Origin of the sequence: Solidesulfovibrio alcoholivorans DSM 5433, from assembly GCF_000702665.1 — a bacterium.
Lineage (GTDB): Bacteria > Desulfobacterota > Desulfovibrionia > Desulfovibrionales > Desulfovibrionaceae > Solidesulfovibrio > Solidesulfovibrio alcoholivorans.
Genome location: NZ_JNJA01000001.1, coordinates 539,746 through 561,542, shown reverse-complemented (window position 1 = coordinate 561,542; position 21,797 = coordinate 539,746). Strand labels below are relative to the sequence as shown.

The 21,797-nt window shown below is 69.3% G+C and carries 15 protein-coding genes and 1 pseudogene; 9 read left to right on the top strand and 7 right to left on the bottom strand.

Translation table 11 applies throughout. The features are described from left to right. Window positions 1–13: 13 nt before the first annotated feature. Genes Q368_RS0102515 through Q368_RS0102500 form a run of 4 tightly spaced genes read right to left on the bottom strand, consistent with a single transcriptional unit; the run spans window position 14 to window position 4,357 of the window. On the bottom strand, window positions 14–541 hold the full coding sequence (locus Q368_RS0102515; RefSeq protein ID WP_029457158.1) for a hypothetical protein: 528 nt from the start codon (window positions 539–541) through the stop codon (window positions 14–16). Continuing rightward, a complete protein-coding gene (locus tag Q368_RS0102510) occupies window positions 538–978 on the bottom strand; it encodes a hypothetical protein (RefSeq protein WP_029457157.1) in 441 nt (146 codons plus the stop codon). Before Q368_RS0102510 ends, Q368_RS0102515 begins: the two co-directional genes overlap by 4 nt. Then, entirely contained in the window at window positions 975–2,633 is a 1,659-nt protein-coding gene (locus Q368_RS0102505; RefSeq protein WP_029457156.1) for a glycosyltransferase family 39 protein, read from the bottom strand. The genes Q368_RS0102510 and Q368_RS0102505 overlap by 4 nt, the downstream gene beginning before the upstream one ends. Window positions 2,634–2,674: 41 nt before the next feature. Beyond that, window positions 2,675–4,357 (bottom strand): sensor domain-containing diguanylate cyclase, encoded by a 1,683-nt coding sequence (locus Q368_RS0102500; protein ID WP_029457155.1) that lies wholly within the window; start codon window positions 4,355–4,357, stop codon window positions 2,675–2,677. Between the two features lie 485 nt (window positions 4,358–4,842). Between Q368_RS0102500 and Q368_RS22870 the strand changes: the two are divergent. Further along, a pseudogene (locus Q368_RS22870) lies at window positions 4,843–6,117 on the top strand (glycosyltransferase family 2 protein); the annotation flags it as partial. Window positions 6,118–6,246: 129 nt separating this feature from the next. Here the strand turns inward: Q368_RS22870 and Q368_RS0102490 are convergent. Then, window positions 6,247–7,209 (bottom strand): lysophospholipid acyltransferase family protein, encoded by a 963-nt coding sequence (locus Q368_RS0102490; protein WP_084158660.1) that lies wholly within the window; start codon window positions 7,207–7,209, stop codon window positions 6,247–6,249. A 117-nt stretch (window positions 7,210–7,326) separates the two neighbouring features. Here Q368_RS0102490 and Q368_RS0102485 point away from each other — a divergent pair, with 117 nt between their 5' ends. The 4 genes from Q368_RS0102485 (at window position 7,327) to Q368_RS0102465 (ending at window position 12,629) form a co-directional block, all read left to right on the top strand. Further along, window positions 7,327–8,268, top strand: coding sequence for an NAD-dependent epimerase/dehydratase family protein (locus Q368_RS0102485; protein ID WP_029457152.1), 942 nt, complete (start codon window positions 7,327–7,329; stop codon window positions 8,266–8,268). 58 nt (window positions 8,269–8,326) lie between these two features. Then, complete coding sequence (locus Q368_RS0102480; RefSeq protein ID WP_029457151.1) at window positions 8,327–8,776, top strand: hypothetical protein; 450 nt, start codon at window positions 8,327–8,329, stop codon at window positions 8,774–8,776. Window positions 8,777–8,939: 163 nt separating this feature from the next. Next, on the top strand, window positions 8,940–10,556 hold the full coding sequence (locus tag Q368_RS24330) for an O-antigen ligase family protein (protein ID WP_084158645.1): 1,617 nt from the start codon (window positions 8,940–8,942) through the stop codon (window positions 10,554–10,556). Between the two features lie 1,785 nt (window positions 10,557–12,341). Next, window positions 12,342–12,629 (top strand): hypothetical protein, encoded by a 288-nt coding sequence (locus Q368_RS0102465; RefSeq protein WP_029457148.1) that lies wholly within the window; start codon window positions 12,342–12,344, stop codon window positions 12,627–12,629. Between the two features lie 15 nt (window positions 12,630–12,644). On the opposite strand, the gene Q368_RS0102460 is transcribed toward Q368_RS0102465, so the two are convergent. Both Q368_RS0102460 and Q368_RS0102455 read right to left on the bottom strand, forming a co-directional pair. Then, window positions 12,645–14,879: a GumC family protein gene (locus tag Q368_RS0102460; RefSeq protein ID WP_029457147.1), complete on the bottom strand. Its 2,235-nt coding sequence runs from the start codon at window positions 14,877–14,879 to the stop codon at window positions 12,645–12,647. After that, window positions 14,879–15,754: a polysaccharide biosynthesis/export family protein gene (locus tag Q368_RS0102455; RefSeq protein WP_029457146.1), complete on the bottom strand. Its 876-nt coding sequence runs from the start codon at window positions 15,752–15,754 to the stop codon at window positions 14,879–14,881. The genes Q368_RS0102460 and Q368_RS0102455 overlap by 1 nt, the downstream gene beginning before the upstream one ends. Before the next feature lie 175 nt (window positions 15,755–15,929). Here Q368_RS0102455 and Q368_RS0102450 point away from each other — a divergent pair, with 175 nt between their 5' ends. The 4 genes from Q368_RS0102450 to Q368_RS0102435 all read left to right on the top strand — a co-directional run bounded on the left by Q368_RS0102450 (window position 15,930) and on the right by Q368_RS0102435 (window position 21,794). After that, window positions 15,930–16,973, top strand: coding sequence for an efflux RND transporter periplasmic adaptor subunit (locus Q368_RS0102450; RefSeq protein ID WP_029457145.1), 1,044 nt, complete (start codon window positions 15,930–15,932; stop codon window positions 16,971–16,973). A 37-nt stretch (window positions 16,974–17,010) separates the two neighbouring features. Beyond that, window positions 17,011–18,468, top strand: a complete 1,458-nt coding sequence (locus Q368_RS0102445; RefSeq protein WP_029457144.1) for an oligosaccharide flippase family protein — start codon at window positions 17,011–17,013, stop codon at window positions 18,466–18,468. After that, window positions 18,465–20,093, top strand: coding sequence for an alkaline phosphatase family protein (locus Q368_RS0102440; protein WP_029457143.1), 1,629 nt, complete (start codon window positions 18,465–18,467; stop codon window positions 20,091–20,093). The genes Q368_RS0102445 and Q368_RS0102440 overlap by 4 nt, the downstream gene beginning before the upstream one ends. Before the next feature lie 78 nt (window positions 20,094–20,171). Then, window positions 20,172–21,794: a chemotaxis protein CheA gene (locus Q368_RS0102435; RefSeq protein ID WP_029457142.1), complete on the top strand. Its 1,623-nt coding sequence runs from the start codon at window positions 20,172–20,174 to the stop codon at window positions 21,792–21,794. Window positions 21,795–21,797: the final 3 nt, after the last annotated feature.

The following is a 21,797-nucleotide window of genomic DNA, read 5'->3' as shown; positions in this document are numbered from 1 at the left end:
AATGGCCAATACGTCAAAGGCCCGGGGTTTGCAAGCCTGGGGGTTTTTCGGACCAGGCCCGGGCCTCGCGGATGCGCGAGGCGAGCTGGCCGAGGATCTTGCCAAGCGCCAGCCGGGCGCGGGCGAACTGGCCGGGGAAGGTGCGGGTGAAATAGATCTCGTCGTCCGGGGTGGCCAGTTCCAGGCTGTAGTTGCGCAGCCACTGGCCGCGCTTTTTGCTCCACTCCAGGTAGACCCAGTAGAAGGCGGTTGCCCCGTCGGCCGCCCGGCAGCGCGCCGCGCCCCAGGCATAGGCTTCGCCGCCCCGCTCCACCTGGCGGAACTTCATGAAATCCCAGTCTTCAAACGTCAGGCCGTCACTTCCGGTCATGCCGCGCACGGCGATGTCCATGGCCTGGCGGTAGCCCTCCTTGGGGATGCCGGCCAGGCCGAGGGCCGGATAATGCCAAGCCCCGAACCAGACGAGCAGCCCGACGGCCACAACCAGCGCGCCAAGGCCCGCGAACAGGGCGCGGCGCAGCCATTTTCCCGCACGGTTCACGGCTTCGCCTCCCCGGCGGGCGCGCAGCCGAGGCCCATGCGCCAGCCGGCCGCTTCCAGACGCCTGGCCCGCTCGAGTTTTTCCAAGGCCCTGACCTCGTCGTCCACGGCGCGTTCGCGCGTGGCCTGGTCCTTGCGCACGGCGCGCGTAAGCGACTGCTCGGACACGATGGAGCCGGGCGCGGGCTTGTACACGCCCGAGCGCAGCTCCTCCAGGCGCACGCGCACGGCCTTGTCCGTGGCTTCCAGCACGTCGCGGTGGCGTTCCTTCATGATGGCCGTGTTCTCGCCGTCGTTGACGAGGCCGTTGTAGAAGGACTGCGGCCGCAGCCATGTCGCCCCTTCGGGCGTCTTCAGGAAGCCTTTCCAGAGGGTGCCGCCAAGGGCCACGAGAAGCAGGGCGCGGACGACGTTTTCCCGGGAGAGCAGCCGCTTCATGGCCGGACCTCCTTGCGCCGCCAGACTTCCAGCTCCTTTTGCGGCTCCTCCACGGGCATGAAATAGTGGTGGTTGGGGTCGTCGGTGCGGTTGCCGAAGGTTTCGTCGGCAAAGGGCAGGGGCACACGCTCGTAGTCGCGGGAAAGGTCCATGGCGTCGGTGAACTCCCGTGCGCCGAAGAGGAACCGGTCGCGGTTGACGCGCACAACCCGACGCCGCAGCACCCAGTCCGGGACCGTGCCCTCGGGCACCGGTCCTTGCAGGCCGCCGAGAATGCGCAGACCGTCAACGTAGAACAGCAGCGGCAGTTCGCCGTATTCGGCGAGCACGGTCTGGCCGGGCTTGGCGTGGTTCTTGAAGAATTCCACGATGGCCGCGTTGACGTCGGGATAGCCGCAGACAAGCTCGGTGACGAAGAGCTTGATGGGGAAATTGAGCGAGGTGAGCATGCGGAAGTCGTTCTGCCACGGCCTGTTGACGATCTTCAAGCGCTCCATGGGGTAGACGGCCAGCCAGTTGGTGAAGGCCAGAAGGAAAAAGAGCATGGCCGACGCCGGTCGGGAAAAGCCCCACAGCCGGCGCACGCACCAGGCGAGCAGGATGGCGCACAGGGGCAGCAGGTGCGCGATGTAGCGGAAAAAACGCTGGGGCACGATGCCGAGAAAGAGCAGGCTCAGGACGATCAGCACCGCGGCAAAGAGCACGAAGCGCTCACCCGGGTCGTCGGGACGCCTGAGCTTCGTGAAAAAACCCCGCCAGCGCCACACGAGCGCCGCGGACACGGGCAGGGGAATGCAGAACATGCACAGGTCCGCGAAATAGAGCATCAGGTTTTCCGGCACGAGCAGGATGTCGAACATGCCGCTTTGCCGGCCGATGCGGTAGAGCAGGACGCCCGGGATCACGGCCACGACCACGGTGGCGAGCGTCAGCAGAGACAGGCGCTTGACCGCCATGCGCTCCGGGAAAACCAAGGCGGCGGCGACCAGGGCCGTCGGCGCGAAACTCAAAAAGAGCAGGTAGTTGGTGTGAAAAAGCAGCACCATGGAGCCGAACATGGCCCACCAGGCCGGCCAGCGGCGCTGCCAGTCGCTTAAAAACGCGTCCAGGGTCCACAGCACGAACAGCGTGCCCGGGGCATAGTAGCGGGCCTGCCGGCCGATGAGCAGGTAGGGCACGCACAGCGTGAGCAGGGTCGCGGCCAGAAGGGCCCAGTTGCGGTCGCCGAAATGGCGGCGCACCAACCGGTAGGTCCAGAATACGGCGAGGAGCGCGGCCAGGGCGAAGGGGACGCGCCCGGCGGCGGTGTCCAGCCCCCCCACGGCGAAACCGGCGGCCTGCATGTAAATTTGAATCCAGGGCGACCAGCGCCAGAGGTAGCCGCCGGTCTTGTCGAACTCGCGTTCCTCTTCCTGGGAGACGACGTTGACCCCGTCGAAGGCGTAGGGCAGCCCGGTTTTGAGCACGTTCTTGGCCAGGCAGGCGGTCTCGGCCTCGTCCTGCCAGAAAGGCCGCTGGCCCAGGTTGTAGAACAGCAGAAACGCCGCCATGGCGAGGATGGCGACAAGGGCCCAGTCCAGGCGGGCGGAATAGCCCGGCGCAGCGGGCGGCGTCGCGGCCGGCGCGGGGGTGGGAGGCGTCAGGGCATCGGACATGGCCCGCACTGGGTAATGGAGGCGGCCGGCATTGTCCAGCCTCAGCTGGTGTGGACCACGGCGCAGGCGGTCCTGTTCTTGCCGCCGCGCTTGGCGGCATAGAGGGCGTCGTCGGCCGTGGCGTAGAGATCCTTGATCTCCCTTGCGCCGGGGCAGGCCTGGGCCACGCCGAGGCTGATGGTGAAGCGCACTTCCCCGCCGTCCGGCAGCGCAACGGCCAGGGCCGCCACGTGCTCCCGCAACCGCTCGGCCAGGGCCATGGCCTGCTCGGTGTCGGTGTGGGGCAGGACCACGGCGAACTCCTCCCCGCCCACCCGGTACGCCTCGTCCAGGGACCGCACCATGGCCAGGGTCAGCCCCCCGAGCCGGCGCAGCACCTCATCGCCGACCTGGTGGCCGCAGGAGTCGTTGATCTTCTTGAAATCGTCGATGTCGAACAGCACCAGGGATAACGGGGTGCCGTAGCGGTCGAACCGGCTCAGCTCGGCGAGCATTTTCTCGTTGAAGCGCCTGCGGTTGCCAAGGCCGGTAAGGAAATCCTGGCTGGCCTGGCGCTCCAGGGCGTCGTGGGCTTCGCGCAGTTCGCCGACCACCGTGGAGAGGTGGTCGCGTTCCCGGGCGAGACTGTCCATGGCCGCGGCCAAGTGTTCGTTCTTGTCGTGCAGCGTGCGCGACATGTCCGCGAGCCGCTGGCCCAGAAGGCCGATTTCGTCATTGCCGAACCGGGGCGGAAGGCGGCAGACCCTGTCCTCGGACAACGACCCGGCGAACCCGGCCAGGACTTCGAGCCGCCGCCCGATCCTCCCCCGTCCGAGAAACACCACGAGCAGCACGGCCAGGCACAGGGACCCGACCGACACCCCGGCCGAGACGAACAGGAGGTCCCGGGCCTGGGCCAAGGCCGCGGCAGCGGACGTGCCGACCAGGACGATGCCGTAGGGGCCGGCGGATTCGCCCTCCTGGCGCAGCAGCTTGTAGACGTAGAGCATCCCCTGCCGGGTCACGACGGAGCCGGTCATGCTGTCCTGGGCCAGGGCTTCCCGTGCGATTTCCTGCAGGGACTTGTCCCGGAGAAAGGCCTTGCCGTCCGGATACCCGGCCAACACGTGGCCGTAGGCGTCCAGCGTCGCGGCCTGGATGCCCTCGGGCAAGTCGAGCCTGCGGTACGTGGCGGCGAGCCTGCGCAGGTTGAGAGAAACGACGGCCACCCCGCGCGGGCCTCCGCCCGGACCGGGAATGGCCAGGGCGAAATGCAGCACGGGATTGCCCGTCACCCGTCCGATCACAAAATCGCCGGCCACAAGGCCCCGCTCCCGCATCGCGTCCTGGTAATACCGTCTTTTTGCGCTGTTGAGGCCGGCAAAGGGCTTTTTCGCCGAAGCGATCACGACGCCCTTGGCGTCGCAGACGAAGGCGTTGCTGACGGCGGCGTGCGCCTCGGCGAGCCGCCCGAGTATCCCGTCCAGAGCGGCCGCGTCCAGACGTTGCGTTTCAGGCCTGGCCACGAGGTTTCGCAGTTCGCGCATCAGGTCGTAGGCCACGGACTCCTGCGCGCCGGCTGCCTCGTACAGGATGCGGAAAAGGCGGTCGCGCCCATGCTCCACGGCATTCTGGCGCATGAAAATGTTCAGGGCGGCGATGACGCCGACGAGCGGCAGCATGCCGAGCAGGAAGATGCCGATGATCTTCGTCCCGATACGGTGAATGAACGGGATACTATTCATCTAAGAAACTATTTCCAATCCCTGAAATACACCACCGCATCGCTACCCGCCTAATTTTCGGATCGTATTTTTCCGGTTGGCAGCACGAAATTTGCGCGCGGCGATGCTGCGCCACGCGCACGCCGACCATCATATGCTTTCTCGCCATGAGCAACGACGTTGCACAGGATCGTGCAACAATTCACAGGCACAATAATGTTCTTACGGATGGATTTTTGGCTAATACACAGGATAGCGTCGAATTTCAAGTGGGCTGCAGAATATTTTCCCGAATCGGCGTTCGCGGCGTCGTCAATCTCACGAATCCAAAAACGAGACAGGCGGGAAACATCCCGCCTGTCTCGTTTTTCACGGACACCTTTCGTTGCGTTAACGTTCCCTCAAAACTGTAAGTATGTTTTTGCTGGCTCTTCTTCTATGGAGTATCCGTCGCAACTCCGGCGGCGATCCTGCCGCGCCAATTTTTTTACAGTTTAGAAAGCATTATGAAAAGAACCTATACCAGTATCGACTTCATGTACGCCTTGGTTGTTCTCCTCACGGCACTAGCCGGCGGCTCCGCCGTCGTTGCCCTGCTCGGCGAGGAAGAATCCCTGGTCTATCTGGTCGCCTCCGGCGATCTGCTGCCCTATGCCGGCCTCGGCATGGGCCTTTCCCCCCTGGCCGTCGCGCTGCTCGGCTGGCGGATCTGGCTGGTCTCGCGCTACACGCCCTGCCCGCCCGCGCCCGATGCGGACCTGCCCATGATCACGGTGGTCATCCCTGCCTACAACGAGGGGCGGCAAGTGCTCGAGACCATCCGTTCGGTCATGGCCAGCGACTACCCCGCCGCCAAGCTTCGCATCCTGTGCGTGGACGACGGTTCGGCCGACGACACCTGGCAGTGGATGCGCGTCGGGGCCGCGGAATTTCCCGGCCGCCTGCGGCTGTTGCGCCAGCCCCGCAACATGGGCAAGCGCCACGCCCTGCTCGAGGGTTTTCGCCACGCGCGCGGCGAGGCCTTCGTGACCATCGATTCGGACAGTCTGGTGTTCCCGGACACCCTGCGCCACCTGGTCAGCCCCATCGCGGCGTCGCCGCGCGTGGGGGCCGTGGCCGGCAACGTGCGCGTGCTCAACCGCGCCGCCGGGGCCATCCCCAAGATGCTCGACGTGTCCTTCACCATGTCCTTCGATTTCCTGCGCCGCGGCCAGGGCACCTACGGCGGCGTGCTCTGTACGCCGGGAGCCCTTTCCGCCTACCGCACGAGCGCCCTGGCCCCGGCCATGGAAGCCTGGGCCGCCCAGACCTTCATGGGCCGGCCGGCCAACATCGGCGAGGACCGGGCCCTTTCCAACATCATCCTCGGCCAGGGCCTGCGCGTGGTCTACCAGAAGGACGCCGTGGTGCTGACCAACGTGCCCACGACCTACCGGGGCCTCTACCGGATGCTCCTGCGCTGGGCGCGCAGCAACGTGCGGGAATGCCTGGTCATGCTGCGCTTTCTGCCGAAACGTTTCCGCCGCGGCGACTCCGGCGCGGGCTGGGTGCGGCTGTCGGGGCTCCTGGAAATGGCCATGCTGCCCACGGCCGAGGTGCTCAAGGTCGCGAGCTTCGCCGCCCTGGTCCTGGCACCCCTTGCCGGTCTGCACGTCCTGGCCATGGGCTGCCTGCTCGCGGCCGCCATCCCGGCCACGATCTACCAGTTCCGGCAGCGGGGCTTCTTCGGCGTGGTCTGGGGCGTGGCCTACTGCTTCTTCTGGGTGTTCGCGCTGTCGTGGATCACGCTCTGGGGGCTTCTGACGGCCACGCGCTCGGGCTGGCTCACGCGCGACCTCGCCGGGACTCCCGTGAACGCGCAAGCGCCCGCGCAAGAAGGCACAGTCCCGGCCGAAGGCGTCGCAAGCGGCCTAGGCGACCGCGCCGTCGTCGACGAAAAACGGCTCGTGGCCGCCCTTTTCCATGAGCAGGCGGAAGGACAGGAAATAGAGGTAATGGCTGGGGTTGGCCTCGACCGCGCGGGAGAGGCGCTCGGCCATGCGCGCGGTGGCGCGCGCCGCCGCCTCGGGACCGGGCGCGACGTCGGGGAGCGCCTCCTCGATACACAGCGTCAGCCGGCCGCCTGACGCGCGCTCCATGAAGCAGGGCAGCACGACGCAGCCCGTCCTGCCGGCAAGCTCCATGGGCCCGAGCGAAAACGCGGCCGTGCGCCCGAGAAAGGGCACGGCCGCGCGCTTGCCGCCGCCGCCGCCGTCCACGGCGACGCCGAGCACGTGCCCGCCGCGCAGGCAGGAGAAAGCCTCCTTGAGCCCGCCGAAGACGTTGACGTGGGTCACGGGCAGCGTCTGCTCGTGCTCCCAGCGCAGTTCCCGCGTGCGCCGCACGAGCGCGCTCCGCGCCTCGGGGAGTTTTTCGTTGAGCGCCGTGGCCGGGGCCGAAAGCTGCCACATGCGGTAGCCGGCGTAGCCGATGGCGGGCATGATCATCTGGTTGGCCCCGTAGTGGCCGAAGGCGAGCATGACCCCGCGCCCCGTGCAAAGGGCGGCGTCCAGGCGCTCGCGCCCCGCGATGGTCACAAGCGCCGCCGTGCGCGCGGGCGTGAGCTTCGGGAAAAGCAACACCTCGACGTCCGTCCGACAAAATTCCACCAGCGCCTTGCGCGCCAGCGCCAGCCGCGCGGCCGGGTCGTCCGGCACGCCCGGAATGCAGCGCGCGGCCTCGGCCATGCCGGCGAGTCTGGCGTTGGGCACGCGTCCGAGCAGCCGGCCAAGGGCGCCGGCCAGGGCATGGGCCGCGCCGTCCGGCAACGCCCAGACGAGGTGTTTGAACGGGTGCCAGTAGCCCCAGACGAGCGCGTCGCGAAGCAAGCGCATGGTGGAAACCCCCTGGAAGATGCCGGGCGGTAGCATGTCTGGCGGCCGTTTCGCAAATGGTGTATGGCGTCGAGGACGCGACCTCGTCGCCAACACAACGCTTCAAAGGAAAAACGCATGCGCATACTCGTCACCGGCGGTTTCGGCTACATCGGCAGCGTGCTCGTGCCCGAGCTGCTCGCCCTCGGCCACGCAGTCACGGCCTTCGACATCGGCTGGTTCGGCCGCCACATCCCCGAGCACCCGAAACTGACGGCCATCACCGGCGACACCCGGAACATCGACGCCGTGCCCATGGAGGGCATGGATGCGGTCATCAACCTCGCCAACGTGGCCAACGACCCCTGCGGCGATCTGGATTCCAAGCTGACCTGGGAGGTCAACTGCCTGGCCACCATGAAGCTGGCCGAAAAAGCCGCCGCCTGCGGCGTAAAGCAGTTCCTGCACGCCTCCTCGGGCTCGGTCTACGGCGTGAAGGACGAGCCGGAAGTGACCGAGGACCTGCCCTGCGTGCCCATCTCCGACTACAACAAGACCAAGATGGTCAGCGAGCGCGTCCTGTTGAGCTACGCCGACAAGTTCGCCCTGCAGATCATCCGCCCGGCCACGGTCTGCGGCTACTCGCCGCGCATGCGCCTGGACGTGGCCGTCAACCTGCTCACCATGCAGGCCCTGGCGAAAAAGCACATCACCGTGCTCGGCGGCGACCAGACCCGGCCCAACATCCACATGAAGGACATCGTGCGGGTGTTCCTGCATTTCCTCGCGACCGGCGACAAGTACACCGGCATCTTCAACGCGGGGTTCGAGAACATTTCCATCCTCGATCTGGCGAAGATGATCGTCGCGGTCGCGCCGGCGGAAATCGAGATCAAGCCGTCCAACGACCCGCGCTCCTATCGCCAAAATTCCGACAAGCTGCTCGCCACGGGATTTGCGCCCAAATACGGCGTGGCCGACGGCATCCGCGACGTGGCCGAGGCCTTCGCCTCGGGCAAGCTCGCGGACGAAGACCGCTGGTACAATATCCGCACCATGAAAACCCTGCCCAAGCTGTAGGTCCGACCGCGCCCCGGGCCACGCCCACGGCCCGGGGCGCGCGCGAGGAGGACGGCCCATGGACAGACAGGAATTCCCCTGGGGACGCGTGGCCGCGGCCGGCGTCATCGCGCTGCTGCTCAACCTCGCCGGCGTGATCTGGCTCGGCATGTCCCAGGAGCGGCTGCGCGTGTCCATGGCCGCCCTGGACCAGGAAGTGCGCGCCCTAACGGCCACCGCCCCCTGCGGCGACCCCGCCGCCGTGGAAAAGGAACTCTCCGCCCTGCGCCAGGCCGTATCCGGGCTCTCCGGCAAGCTCGACGCCCTCAAAGCCCCCAAGGACGACACCAAGGCCCTGGACCGGCTGGCCGGCGAAGTGAAAGCCCTCTCCGCCAAGGTCGAAGCCCTGGGCGCGGCCAAGGCCGCCAAGCCCGCCAAAAGCGGCAAACAGGCCGCCCCGTCCCCGGAACGCCCGGCCCCGGGCAGCCCCTACTACGGCCCCGGCTACCCCGGCTGGCCGGGGTATTAGGTTAGGTGAGGTGGGGAATTGCGGAGAGAAGATGCCTCCGGCGGCCAGGAGGGGCACTGCCCCTCCTGGACCTCCCGAAAGGGGGGGAAGGGCCGAGCGGGAACGGTTTGATGCAGCGATTGCGAAAAGATAACGCCGAGATTGGCGGAAACGGTCGCCTGACATGGCACGCGTAGCTGCTTTTCGATCCCAGCTGATTGCCGCCTGCGGCCTGGCGGCCCTCGCGGCGATCGGCGCGGCGGTGTGCGCGGACTGGCGGGGCGCGGCCGTGGCAGGGGCACTTGCCGGCGCGGGGCTTGTCGCGCTGTTTCCCTTCGCGGGACTGCTCGTCGCCACCGCCATCGTGTTCGTCGGCACGCCGTCGCTCAAGCTCACCTACGCGCCGGGCGTGGTCAGCCAGTTCTTCCCGGCCATGCTTCTTATCCCGCCCTTGTGCCTGGGCTTTCTGGCCCGGGCGGCCCTTGACGGCGCGCGGCGGCCGCCCCTGCGCCGCGAAAACCTGTCCGTGCTCGCCCCGTTCGTGGCCGTCGTGGCCACGCTGCATTTGCTGGCCTTGAGCTGGGCGCCGCATACGGACTTCGCCCTGGGGCAGCTGGCGACGCTGGCGTTCGACGTCCTTTATTTCTGCATGCTGGTCGCGGCCGTCTCCGACGTCCGGCGGCTGCGCGCGCTTTGCCTGACACTCGCCGCCTCGGCCGTGCTCGTGTGCGCGACCATGGTCTGCGGGGCGCTCTACGACTGGGCCGGCACGGTGCATCTGGGCACGGGCGCGGAACTCAACTTCGAACTCTTTTCCGAGGCCCGCTGGGGCCGCATCGGCGGCCTGTGCTCGGCCAACCAGTCCGGCGGCTTCCTGGTTTTCGCCTCCTTCATCGCCATGGGCCTGGCCGTTGGGTCCCGCCGTCTGGCCCGGGCGGCCTGGGGCCTGCTCGCGCTCGTCTTTCTCACCTTCGCGGTGGTTTCGGGTTCGCGCGGGGCCATCCTGGGCTTTCTCGGCGCATCCGGCACGTTCCTGTTCCTGCACGCGCCAAGCCGCAAGCGGCTTCTAAGCCGCTCCACCCTGCTCGTGCTCGCCCTGGCCGTGGCCATCCTGGCCGGCAAGCCGTCGTTTATCGACCGCATGCTCGTCGGCTTCGGCTATTCCGGACCGCTCATCTTCTCGGCAAAAAAGAAAACCGAATCCACTTCCAACGTCAGTGGTTCGGGCGCGCGCTTCCGCATGTGGAAGCAGGCCCTGTCGGTCATGGCCAACCGTCCCGAACTGCTGCTGCTCGGCCTTGGCCCGGGAGGGTTCATCTGGCACACGCACGAGCCCGAGGTGCACAGCCTCTGGCTGGCCTTCTTCTTCGACCTGGGGCTTGCCGGCGGCCTGACCGGCATCCTCGGGCTCGCGGTCCTGGCCGCGACCACGGCCAACGTCCTGCGCCGAGGACCGCCCGGGTCCGTACACGTCCTTTTCACGGCCGTGGCCGTGGCTGCCCTGGCGGAACTCGGGCTGCACAGCGCCATCGACCACGACCTGACCTCGCCGGTGTCGCGCTTCGCCTGGCTCTACGTCGCCGTCCTGGCCGCTTCCCTGCGCGTGGCCCGCAGGGAAGCGGCCGCGGCGAAGCCGCGCCCCGCGCCGGAGACCACCCATGAAGAACTCCTCGCGCCCGCTTGCCTGCCTGGCGGCCCTGCTCTGCCTGTCGGGCCTCCTGGCCTGCCTGCCCACGCCCTGCCCGGCCCAGCCCGCGCCGGAGATGCTGCTGCGGCAGGCGCAGCAGATTGCCGCGCGTGAGCGCAGCGAGCCCACGGACGCGGCCAACGCGCCAGCGCGCCTGCGCGAATTGCAGGACCTGTTCGGGGCCATGCGCTTTTCCGGCGCGTTCACCGGCCTCGAACAGGTCTGCCCGCCGGCGACGCTTTCGGCCATGATGCGCGCGTCCCAGGCTGGCACACCCGAGGCCCTGCCGCCGCTTTTGCACCCCTGCCTGCTGGCGCTCGGGACCCTCGGCCGCCTGGACGGGCAAGGCGCGCAGCCCGCCCCGGCGCAAGGCGCGCCCCTGCCCGGTCCCGGCCCCCTGGCCCAGGCCCCTGGCGCGCCAGGGCAACCCCTCGGGGGCGCACCCGCCCGGCCGCCTCTTCCCGGCACAGCCGGCCGACCGGCCCTTCCCGCAGCCCCCGGCGCGGCGCAGGCCCCGACCGCGCCGCGGCCGCCCGTGGCCCTGACCGTTTCCCTGCCGACCACGGCGGCGCGCCTGACCGTCTCCCCGGCCGTGCCGACAATGGTGGACGGCGCGCCGCAGTTTCCGGCGACGACCGTTACGGCAAGCGGCGGCCATGCGACGCTGACCCTTTCCGACACGCCGGTTTTCATCGAGGAGACGCCCCGCGAAACGCCGCCGACGCCGGCCGAACGCCTCGCCTCGCCCTTTGGCGCGCATCCGGCCACGTTTCGCGGTGAAAACCCGCCCTTTGCCCTGGCCCATGACCTGGGCCTCGGCTGGCACCGGGGCGTGGCCTGGTGGGTGGACATCCAGTCCGACGCGGACCTTGCCGCCGGCCGCTTCGACTTCTCGCGCCTGGACGCCCAACTGGCGGCCATGGGCTCGAATATGCGGGCCATGCTCACGATCATGCTGCCCGCGCGCCTGCGCCAGGACGGGCAGGCCCCGCCTGTCGCGCCCGGGGCGCCCGGTCCCTTGGCGGTCAAGGCCGACGGCTCCTGGGCGCTCGGCCCGTCGCCGGCCGCCTACGACGCCTTTGTCACGGCGCTGGTCACGCGCTACGGCGCGCACCCGCCCAGAGGCGTGGCGCGGGTCGCCGCCTGGCAGTTCGAAAACGAACTGGATTTGTCGCGGGCACGCAACGACGCCGCCGGGTTCGCGGCGCTTGCGCTACGCACCGAACGGCTGATCAAAAAAGCCGACCCCAAGGCCAAGGTGCTCCTGGCCGGGGTATCGGGCGAGGATTTCTCCCGCAATTTCGAGGCCTACTACGTACCGGTGCTGGAGAAGCTCCACGGACGCGGCTTCGATGTCTTCGACCTGCACCTGTTCGGCCGGGCCGGGGACTACCGGGAGCTTGCGCCCATGACCGCCACGGCGCGCAAGGCCCTCGACGCGACGGGATTTTCCCGCGTTCCGCTCTGGATGACCGAAACCGCGACCTACAGCGGCGCGCCGGCCGCCCCGCCGGGGCTCAATCCCCAAAGCGAAGGCGAGCAGGCCGCGGAATTGGTGCGGCGCGGCGTCTATGCGCTTTCGCTCGGCGTGCAAAAGGTTTTCTGGGCCATGCTGCGCGAGGGCTTCCGCTTCCGGGGCGACCTGTTCGACCACGCCGGCCTGACCACGGACCCGCGCGTGAGCCCGGACAGGCCGGACGGCTCGCCCAAGCTCGCCTTCTTTACCTATCGCCGCCTTTGCGCCAAATTGGCAGGCTGCGCGCCAAAGCCCGAAGCACTGTCGCTCGGGCCCGGCGCATACGCCTACCGCTTCCACGCCCCGGACGGCCGGACGGTGGTCGTGGCCTGGGCCGACCCCAGGCCCTGACCGGGAACGATGTGAAGGAAATGGAGGACGCCATGACCCAGCCCGATGCCGGCCTTTTCGATTCCGATGCCTACGCCGAAGCCCTGGCCTTTGCCCGCAGCCTGCGCGCCCCGGGGAAACCTCTCGATTTTCCGAGCTATTCCGACTACGTGCGTCTCGTGGCCGAACGCGTGGTCATCGATCTCGACAGCTTCGACCCGGACATGGCCGATTTCCACGAGCTGCCGGAGACCTACGAACTGGCCTACCTGACGGCACGCCTGGAGCGGCTGCGCGCGCGCATCGCCGCCGAACGCGGCGTGGACGTGAGCACACTGTAATCCTGCGGGGAAAAATCAGGCGACGCGGACGGGCCGTTTGCGGCGAAACCGCGCGGTCAGCGCCCGCCACTGCTCGCGGGGGGACAGGTCGTCGGCCGGCACGCCGGAAAGGACGCTTGCGGGCGCGCGGCCAAGGGCCGCGCGGCAGGCCTCGGCCGCCTCGGCCACGGCCCGGGCCGGCGTGCGGAAAAGGCCGGCCACGAGCAGCACGGCCGCGCCGGCGCGGCCGCACGCCAAGGCGTCGCCCGAGCGGGAAAACGGCGCGGCCGCGACCAGCACCCGGTCGAAGCGCCCGCCGAGCACGGCGAGCGTCTCGCCCAGGCGCGGCCCGTCCATGAGCCGGTCCGCGGCCTCGAAAGCCAGTTCCCGGCCGGCCGGCAAGACGAAAAGTTCGGGCTCCGAACCCGGCACCAGCACCGCGTCCAGGGCGACCTCGCCGGAAAGCGCCTCAGCCAGCCCCGGACCGGGCGGCAGCCCGGCAAGCCCGGCCACAAGCCCATGCCGATGCGCCGTGTCTCCCGCGCAACCCGTATCGGGGCAACGCGGCGCGCACAGATCCGCGTCCACGACCAGCGTGCGCGTGCCGCCACGGGCCACGGCCCGGGCCAGGTCGAACGCCAGGCGGGGCGCGTCGCCGTCCGCGTCGTCGGCCCCCGCGATGACGACGACCGGGGCCGTCGCGTCGCCCGCCGGGAAAATCGCCTCGCGCAGCCGACGCAGCGCCTGCCCCCGCGCCGGGAGGTCGCGCCGGGGCACGGCCCCGAGCACCCGCGTGCCGGCCTCGGCCAGTGCCTCGCGCGTACCCACGGTGGCGTCGGTCCATGCCGCGGCCAGGGCCGCGACCACGGCCAGGAACGCCCCGACCGCGATACCCGCCGCGAGCATGAGCGACAGCTTGGGCCGCATGTAATCGTCAATCTTGCCCGGCCGTTCGGCCGGCTCCACGACGTGGGCGATGGACAGGTCCATACCCTCGCCGGCCTTGGCCATGGCTTCCATCTGGTTGAGATTGGAAAGAAACGCCTGGTTGGCGTCCACCCGGGCGGCCACCAGCGCCGAGGCCGCCGCCCGGCCGGGAAAGGCGTCGGCCTTCTTCTCCACGCCGGCGAGCAGCGTGGCGAAGGCCTCGTCCTGGCATTCGTAGCCCGCGACCTGGGACGCGTATTCGGCGGCGCGTTCGCTCAGGTAGCTCCAGGTCGGGTCCGTGGACACGGTTTCCGAGCCGAAGACCTTTTGCGCCTCGCCCTTGATGATCTTTTTCGCTTCCGCGATCTTGTTCTCGATTTCCTTCACCGCCGGATGCTCCGCGGTCAGGCGCACCTTGGCCGCGGCCAGGTCCAGGTAGAGGTCGCGCAGGGTGAGCTTGACCGAATCGATCAGGGACGAGCGCTGCGTGGCCTCGGACGTCTTGCGGAATTCCGGCCGCCTGGCCAGCTGCGCCTTGACGTTGGCCAGCATGCCCTGGGCCCGGATGAGGCTCAGGCGGTTGGCGTCGCGGTCCGCGGACAGGGTGTAGTAGCGCGAGACGAGCTGCTGGCCTTCGGTCGTCAGGTCCACGATCTTCTCGGTCCTGCGCACTTCCTGCTGCGCGGCCAGGGCCTGTTCGTAGCTGGCCTTGGCCTTGGGCAGCTCCCGGGCCGCGCTTTCGGCCACGGCGCGGCATTCGTCCTGGCGCATGGCCGACTCCCGCGCGACGAAGGACCGCGCCGCGGCGTTAGCCAGGTCCATGGACAGGCGCAGGGACGACGCCGAGGAGGAGAATTCCAGGATGTCCGAGTCCTCCATCATGGCCGCCTTGAGATAGGGCCGCGGAAAAAGGACATGGACCAGGGACTTGTTGGTCAGCTCCTCGTAGGTCATGGGCCGCAGGCCCAACCGGGGCCAGAAATGGTCGATGAGCAGGCGCACGAAGGGAACGTATTCGAGCACCTGCAGGGACTTGCGCTTGCGTTTGAGGTCGAGCTCGGCAATCACCGGCCGCAGCACCGGCACGGTGACGGCCAAGTCCTCGTAGGTGGCCCGCTCGGTGTCGGTGAGCGAAGCGCTGCTGACCATGGGCGAATCCAGGGACACACGGTTAAGCAGCGTGGCCTTGGTCGCGGAATGGTAGAGATAGACCTTGGCCGAGGCGACGTACTGCGTCTCGCAAAGCAGCGCGATCGCGAGCAGCCCGCCGAAAATCGCGGCGAACGTCCAGGCCATGAGCGCGCGGCGGCGCCACAGGAGGGCAAGCAGCTGGCGCAGTTCCACTATTGCACCGTGAAGACGCCGCCCTGGCTGTTGCTCAAGACTTCGCCGGCCACGGGCTGGGACTGGTTGTTGATGACCGTCGTCGTGGTCGTCGGCCCCTTGAACAGGTCGTTCACCGCGTCGCGCAGTTGGGGCATGAAGATGACGAAGCGCTCGGCGTTGATGACGGCGTTGAGCGCCGAGGTCATGTGGCCCATGAACTCCTCCACCGTGGCCCAGGTGCTTTTGGGCACGTAGAGGATATCGCCGCCTTCGAGGTAGCGGTTGAACCCGACCACGCCCTGGCCGACGGACGTGCCCAGGCGCATGTCGAGGATATAGGCGCGCGGACGGTCGCCTTCGGGGCGCAACAGCACCACCGTGGAGCGGCCGGCGTTGTCGTTGAAGCCGCCGCTTCTGGCGATGGCCTCGAACAGGTTCATGTCGTGGTCCACGGAAACCACGCCCTGGGATTTGACCTCGCCGAGCACGAGGGCCGTCTGGCTGCGCAGCGTGGCCACCGTCACCGTGACCTGGGGATCGACGACATACTTCGCGTAGGCGTGGGCCACGTCGGCGCGCAGTTCGGCCACGGTGCGGCCGCCGGCCTTGACGTCGCCGACCAGCGGCAGGTTGATGCCGCCCCGCTCATCCACCCGGGCCGTGGTCTTGAGATCGTCGTTGCGCCACACGGCCACGGTGATCTCGTCGCCGTAGCCGAGCGTCGCCCGGCGTGCGGCCATGCCGGCGGCGGCGTTTTTCGAGGTGCCCGCCAGCGGGGGCGGCGAAGGCTTCGCGCAGGCGACCAGCAGCGCCAGCAGCGCGGCCGCGCAAGCCGCAAGCGCGAGGGCGCGGCGCGGGCCGCGCGACGAGGCAAACTGGCGGACTGTCGGCATGAATTTCCCCGAGGGTCGTCAAACTGCCTTCTGGTAAGGGATTTCCGGGGCGATCGCAAGGCGAGGCCGCGCGTTGTGGTCCACCCGGTTATGGTGTAAGAGCCAATGCGCCATGCTCCGGCGAGCGCCAATCCGATAGCGCGCGCCGACAACCTCAATGGCATTCAGGCAACTTATGACATCCACGCGTTTTTTCGCCGGCACGCTTTCCGCCCTGGCCCTGTGCCTGGCCCTGTGCCTGGCCCTGCTGCCGGCCGCCACGGCCCGGGCCGAGGTCCTGACCTTTCTCGGCAAGAGCTACTGCCCCATCAAGTACGAGATCACCTGGCCCTTCGTCACCAAGGCCGACAAGGGCGTGAGCCAGGGCAGCGGCATCACCGCCAACGTCTACGAACTGCCCAAGGAAAAAAGCACCCGGGAGAGATCCGCCGCGGAGCTCGGTTCGGACATGCGCCGGCTGCGCATCCTGTCCGCGCCGCTCAAGGTCGGCGACAAGGTGGACGAGGACCAGATCCTCATCACCTACGAGATGCCGCTTGAAAACCTCATGGCCGAGAAGCAGGCCCTTTCCCGCGCCGACCTCAACAACGAGGACCACGCGCTGGCCTTTGTGGAGCACCAGCTCGACGTCATTCGCCAGCAGCAGGCGGACCTGGAAAACCAGGCCGCGGACCAGTCCGTCGCGCCCAACACCATCCGCTACAACCAGCGGGAAATCGAAGCGCTCATGCTCCAGCGCGACTTCCTCCGGGAAAAGCGCGACCTGGCCCAGCAGCGCTACGACAACGCGGTCATCATCGCCAAGTCCAAGTACGGCAAGGACCAGGACATCCGCCATCTGCCGCGCGTGGGCTACATCCGCGCCCCGGGCAGCGGCTACGTGCTGTGGACCAACTCCAGCCTCGTGCCGGGCATGGCCTTCACCAAGCAGGCCTCGCTGATTTCCATCGGCCGCCTGGACCCCATCATCGTCCGGGCCTCGGTCCACGAGATCGCGGCGCAAAAGCTCAAGGTCGGCGACAAGGCCACCGTGTTCTTCCATGCCATGCCGGGGCAGCCCTTTCACACCACCATCTCCAAGATCGACTTCGTGGCCCAGCCGGCCATGCTGCAGCAGCCTTCCTTCTACGAACTGGAAATGACCCTGCCAAACCCCGACCTGCGCATCAAGGAAGGCATGCGCTGCGACGTCACGGTGGACCTCGACGCCGCCAAGTGACGCCGCCGTGACGCTTGCCCCGGGAGAACCCCGCCACGTGACGCCGCCCCGCTCCCTGGCCCGCAACTTCCTGGCCCTGGCCCTGTCGCGCGCCGTCCAGATCGCCAGCGGCTTTTTCGTGCTCCTGGCCGCGGCCCGGGGCCTGCCGCTCGACGCCTACGGCACCTACGCCTCGGTCACGGCCCTGGCCGGGGCCGTGGCGGCCATGACCTATTTCGGCATCCAGCAGATCATGATCCGCGAGATGGCCGCGATGCCGGGCCAGGGACCGGCCATCATCGGCCAGGCCCTGGTGCTGCGCCTGGGCATGATCGCGCTTTCGGGCGTGGCGCTGGCCGGCGTGGCCGTGTTCGCGGGCTATGGCCCCGGGGTCCGGCTGGGGCTGGGGCTCGCCTTTTGCCTGGAGGCCTGCCGGTCGCTGACCATGCTCGGCTGCGCCGTGTTCCAGGCCCACGAGCGCATGGGCTACGAACCGCCCCTGTCCATCGTGTCGGGGCTTGCTTCCGTGGCGCTGGTCGGCGCGGCGCTGTGGCTTCGGCTCGGCTACCCGGGCGTGCTGGCCGGGCTGGCCCTGGCCGCGCTCCTGCACATGCTGCTGGCCTGGGGCGTGGTCTGGCGCTTCCTGACGCGGCCGTCCCTGCGCTTCGACGGGAAAGGGCTGTGGCGCATGCTCGGCGCGGCCTCGGTGGTGGGGCTCGGCGTCTTTTTCCACCAGAACCTGTTTCGGGCCAACACCCTGGCCCTGTCCTTCCTGGCCGATCCCGCGGCCGTGGCCGATTTCCAGGCCCCCCACGAATTCATCCTCAAGCTCGAGATCCTGCCCCAGGCGCTGATGCTCGCGGTCTTTCCGGCCCTGGCCCGCCTGGCCCCCATCGACCCCCTTGGCGCGCGGCGGCTTTTCCGGCTCATCTTCCGCCACACCCTGCACATCATGGCCCTGCCTTCGATCCTGCTCGCCGTCTACGCCGAACCGGCCTGCACGCTCCTTTTCGGCCAGAAATTCGCGGGCGCGGCCATGGTCCTGCGCCTGCTCGCCCTGGCGCTGGCCCCACTGGCCCTCGACATGCTCGTCAACAACGTCCTGGTGGCCATCGGCCGGCAGCGCTACGCACTCTATTACGCCGCGGCCGCCCTGGCGCTCAACGTCGCGGGCAACGCCTACGCCGTGCCGCGCTACGGAGCCGTGGGCTCGGCCGTGGTGGCGCTTTGCTCCTACGCCTGGCTGTTGGTCTTTTCCACGCGCTTCGCCGCCCGCCACGAGTTCCGGCCCCACGCCCTGGGACCGCTGCTGCGGGTCCTGTGTGCCGGCGGCGCGTGCCTGGGGGCCTGCCTGCTGTTGCGCCACGCGCCCCTCGTCGGAGCGGCGTGCGGCGCGCTGGTCTACGCCGGCGTGCTGGTCGGGCTCAAGGCCTTCGGCCCCCACGACCTGGCGGAACTGCGCTCGGTCGCCAAACCCCGCCCGCACGGCGCGGGCGCATCCGGAGAACGCCCATGAAAGCCTCCCGCGCGGTGGTCGTCGGCTGGGACGGAGCCACGTTCGACATCATAACCCCCCTGCTTGCCGCCGGGCGCATGCCCCACCTCGCAGCGCTCCTCGCCCGGGGCGTCCACGCCCGGCTGCGCTCCACCGTGCCGCCGGTCACGCCCGTGGCCTGGACGAGCTTCGCCACCGGAACCTCGCCCGGCCGCCACGGCATCTTCGACGCCCTGACTCTCGATCCGGCCAGCCACGCGGTGCGTTTCGTCTCCGCGGCCATGCGCCGCGTCGCGCCGGTCTGGTCCGTGCTCTCCGCGCGCGGACGGCCCGCCGGCGCGGTCAACGTGCCCGTGACCTGGCCGCCCGACGCCGTGGACGGCTTCGTCGTCCCGGGCATGTTCACCCCGTCGGACGCGGAAAATTTCGTGCACCCGCCCGAACTCCAAGCCGCGATCGAGGCGCGCTTCGGCCCGGCCATGTGCCGCGATTCGCCGGCCATGGACCCGGACCCGGCGCGCTACCTGGAAAACCTGCTCGCCGGCGTTACCGCGCGCTGCGACCTGACGCTGTGGCTCATGGAGCGCCGGCCCCTGGACTATTTCTGCTCGGTCTTCATGGAATCCGACCGGGTGCAGCATTTCTTCTGGGCCTACCGCGACCCGACCCACCCCCTGCACGCGCGCCTGGGCCAGGCCATCGAGGCCGTGTACGAGCGCCTGGACGCGGCACTTGGCCGCATCGTCGCCGCCTGCCCGCCGGACGCGGCCGTGGCGCTCGTTTCCGACCACGGGGCCGGGCCGTTGCGCCGGGCCATCTTCCTCAACCGCTGGCTCATGGACCAGGGCCTGCTCGTGCTCTCGGGCGAGCTCGCCGCCCTGGCCGGCCGGCCGCCCTCGGCGCTGCGCCGGGCCGCGGCCGCCGTGGCCAAGGCCGTGCTGCCGGCGTCGGTCGTGGCCGCGCGACGCAAGGGCCGCTCCAGGGCCCACGCCCGCATCAACAACCTTTTTTCCGCCATCGTGGACTGGGAGCGCTCGGCCTGCGTCTCCGAGGGCATCGCCGGCGGCATCTTCTTCAACCCGCGCGTGGTCGGCCCGGGCGACCGGGAGGCGCTGACGCGCCGGCTCAAGGAAGGGCTGGCTGCCATCGTCGATCCCGAAACCGGGCAGCATCCCTTCATGGCCGTGCACGCCCGGGAGGAGCTCTACACCGGCGACGCCGTGGCCGACGCGCCCGACGTGGTGACGCTGTGCGGCCCGGGCTACCAGGTGCTCGTGCCCCACGAAATCGCGCTCTACGGCCAGGGCGCGCCCACCGGCCTTTTCGCGCCCCACAAATGGAGCGGCCGCCACGAGCAGCACGGCGTGTTCGCCCTGGCCGGGCCGGGCGTCGTCGCCGGCGCGGAACTTTCGGGCGCGGACATGCCCGACGTCACGCCGACCCTGCTCTACGCCCTGGGCGAGGCCGTGCCGGAGAACATGGACGGGAGGGTGCTCACGGCGGCGTTTACGCCCGAGACCCTGGCCGCGCGGCCCCTGGCCACGGCCGCGGCAGCAGCCGCGGCCGCGGCGACGGCGGGAGCCGGCACGGACAGCGAAGCGACCGCGCGCATCGCCGACGAACTGTCGGACCTCGGCTACATGTAGCCGGCGTCGGGGCCACGCCCGCTTGCCTCGGGGGCGGTTGCGCCGTACTCTGACACCGCGCGTCGGACCGCGTACCCCATGGTCGAAGACGACAAGATATTCGAGCTCTTCGCCGAGAGCTGCCTGGAGCAGTTGCGCGGCATCGAAGCGGCCATCCTCGACCTGGAGTCCGCCGGACCGGGCGTGCTCAATGCCAAGGTGGCCGCCGTCTTCCGCGCCGCCCACACCATCAAGGGCGACGCCGGGGCCGTGGGCGCCGCGCCCCTGGCGGAGCTGTGCCATGCCGCGGAGTCCGTGCTCGACGCCGTGCGCCAGGGCCGTCGCCGCATCGAACCGGGGCTTATTGGCGAGTTGCTTGCGGTTTTCGACGTCATCCGCGCCATGGTCGAGGACGCGGACAAGGCCAGAACCCGCGATATTTCCGTGGAAACGGCCCGCATGGCCGCCCTGCTCGAGGATTCGGGAGAGACCTCGCCCGCCGACAACGCGGCCGATCCTGCCTTTCCCGACGCCGCGCCGGCCGAGGCCGCCGCGGACGAGCGCATCCGCAAGCTGGCCATCCCGGCCCGGGAACTCGACATCCTCGTCGACCGCGTGGGCGAGCTCGGCATCGCCCAGGCGCGGCTGGCCTCCCTGTCGCAGCGCCGCGCCGACGCCGAACTGCGCGACGTGGCCGAGGAGGTCGAACGCCTGGCCGCGCTTCTGCGCGACCAGGTCCTGGGGCTTCGCCTGCTGCCCATCAAGGTCAGCTTTCCCAAGTACCGCCGCCTCGTGCGCGACGCCAGCACGGCGCTCGGCAAGGACGTGGACCTCGTCATGGAAGGCGAGAACACCGAACTCGACAAGGCCGTCATCGAACAGCTCAACACGCCCTGCATCCACCTGTTGCGCAACGCCGTGGACCACGGCATCGAGTCGCCCGACGTGCGCGTGGCCTTGGGCAAGCCCCGGCGGGGCGTCATCGCCCTGTCGGCCCGCCAGGAAGGCAACGACGTTGTCATCGCCCTGCGCGACGACGGCGCGGGCATCGACGGCCACAAGCTCTGGCAAAAGGCCGTGGCCGCGGGCAGACTCGATCCCGCCCGCCCCTACGACGAAGCCGCCGCCCTGGAGCTCATCTTCCTGCCCGGACTTTCCACGGCGGACGCCGTGGGCGCGGTGTCCGGCCGGGGCGTCGGCATGGACGCCGTGCGCGAGGGCATCGCCGCGCTGCGCGGCCGCATCGACGTGGACTCCACCCCGGGCGCGGGCGCGACCTTCACCATCCGCCTGCCCGTGTCCCTGGCCATCATCGACTGCCTGGAAGTGCGCCTGGAGGACGAAACCTATTACCTCCATCTCGATTATGTGGAAGAATGCCTGGAACTGCCGCCGGGCACGGCGCTGCGCCAGGGACGCGGGGTCATGGACCTGCGCGGCCGGCCCACGCCGCTCGTGTGCCTGCGCCATTTCTTCGGCCTTGGCGGCGAGACGCCCGCCACGTCCCATGTGGTCACGGTGCGCCGGGGCGACGGCCGGGCCGGACTCGTGGTCGACGGCGTGCTCGGGCGCAAGCAGGCCGTGCTCAAGCACCTGGGCCGGGCCCTCGGCAAGGTGCCCGGGGTGCTCGGCGGCACGGTGACCGAGGCCGGCGACATGGCCCTTGTCGTGGATGTGCCGGAACTGTTGCGCGAGGCCGGACGGACGGCCCCGCACGCCTGACAA

Bases quoted from the DNA above. Each gene is read 5' to 3' on its own strand.
- Q368_RS0102465 (WP_029457148.1), top strand. From the start codon at position 12,342: ATGACCCAGCCCGATGCCGGCCTTTTCGATTCCGATGCCTACGCCGAA.
- Q368_RS0102480 (WP_029457151.1), top strand. From the start codon at position 8,327: ATGGACAGACAGGAATTCCCCTGGGGACGCGTGGCCGCGGCCGGCGTC.
- Q368_RS0102455 (WP_029457146.1), bottom strand. From the start codon at position 15,754: ATGCCGACAGTCCGCCAGTTTGCCTCGTCGCGCGGCCCGCGCCGCGCC.
- Q368_RS0102440 (WP_029457143.1), top strand. From the start codon at position 18,465: ATGAAAGCCTCCCGCGCGGTGGTCGTCGGCTGGGACGGAGCCACGTTC.
- Q368_RS24330 (WP_084158645.1), top strand. From the start codon at position 8,940: ATGGCACGCGTAGCTGCTTTTCGATCCCAGCTGATTGCCGCCTGCGGC.
- Q368_RS0102450 (WP_029457145.1), top strand. From the start codon at position 15,930: ATGACATCCACGCGTTTTTTCGCCGGCACGCTTTCCGCCCTGGCCCTG.
- Q368_RS0102490 (WP_084158660.1), bottom strand. From the start codon at position 7,209: ATGCGCTTGCTTCGCGACGCGCTCGTCTGGGGCTACTGGCACCCGTTC.
- Q368_RS0102510 (WP_029457157.1), bottom strand. From the start codon at position 978: ATGAAGCGGCTGCTCTCCCGGGAAAACGTCGTCCGCGCCCTGCTTCTC.
- Q368_RS0102485 (WP_029457152.1), top strand. From the start codon at position 7,327: ATGCGCATACTCGTCACCGGCGGTTTCGGCTACATCGGCAGCGTGCTC.
- Q368_RS0102435 (WP_029457142.1), top strand. From the start codon at position 20,172: ATGGTCGAAGACGACAAGATATTCGAGCTCTTCGCCGAGAGCTGCCTG.
- Q368_RS0102500 (WP_029457155.1), bottom strand. From the start codon at position 4,357: ATGAATAGTATCCCGTTCATTCACCGTATCGGGACGAAGATCATCGGC.
- Q368_RS0102505 (WP_029457156.1), bottom strand. From the start codon at position 2,633: ATGTCCGATGCCCTGACGCCTCCCACCCCCGCGCCGGCCGCGACGCCG.